This is a genomic window from Metamycoplasma equirhinis, assembly GCF_006385185.1.
GTDB classification, from domain to species: Bacteria; Bacillota_I; Bacilli_A; order Mycoplasmatales; family Metamycoplasmataceae; genus Metamycoplasma; species Metamycoplasma equirhinis.
In genome coordinates, this window is the sequence record NZ_VFIX01000039.1 from 1 (window position 1) to 649 (window position 649).

Here is a 649-nt window from a genome sequence, read left to right on the forward strand (position 1 = left end):
GCCAGGGCTTGCCGGGTTTGATCAGCTCGGTCTTGTATAGGCCGTTGATCGTCTCGGCTAGTGCATTGTCATAGGAGCTTCCGACCGCTCCGACCGACGGTTGGATGCCTGCCTCGGCGAGCCGCTCGCTGAACCGGATCGATGTGTACTGAGATCCCCTATCCGTATGGTGGATAACGTCTTTCAGGTCGAGTACGCCTTCTTGTTGGCGGGTCCAGATGGCTTGCTCGATCGCGTCGAGGACCATGGAGGTGGCCATCGTGGAAGCGACCCGCCAGCCCAGGATCCTGCGAGCGTAGGCGTCGGTGACAAAGGCCACGTAGGCGAACCCTGCCCAGGTCGACACATAGGTGAGGTCGGCTACCCACAGCCGGTTAGGTGCTGGTGGTCCGAAGCGGCGCTGGACGAGATCGGCGGGACGGGCTGTGGCCGGATCAGCGATCGTGGTCCTGCGGGCTTTGCCGCGGGTGGTCCCGGACAGGCCGAGTGTGGTCATCAGCCGTTCGACGGTGCATCTGGCCACCTCGATGCCCTCACGGTTCAGGGTTAGCCACACTTTGCGGGCACCGTAAACACCGTAGTTGGCGGCGTGGACGCGGCTGATGTGCTCCTTGAGTTCGCCATCGCGCAGCTCGCGGCGGCTGGGCTC

General features: G+C 63.8%; 1 pseudogene. It reads right to left on the reverse strand.

Annotated features, from left to right (window positions below):
* A pseudogene (locus FJM08_RS08560) lies at positions 1-649 on the reverse strand (IS3-like element IS6110/IS987 family transposase); the annotation flags it as partial.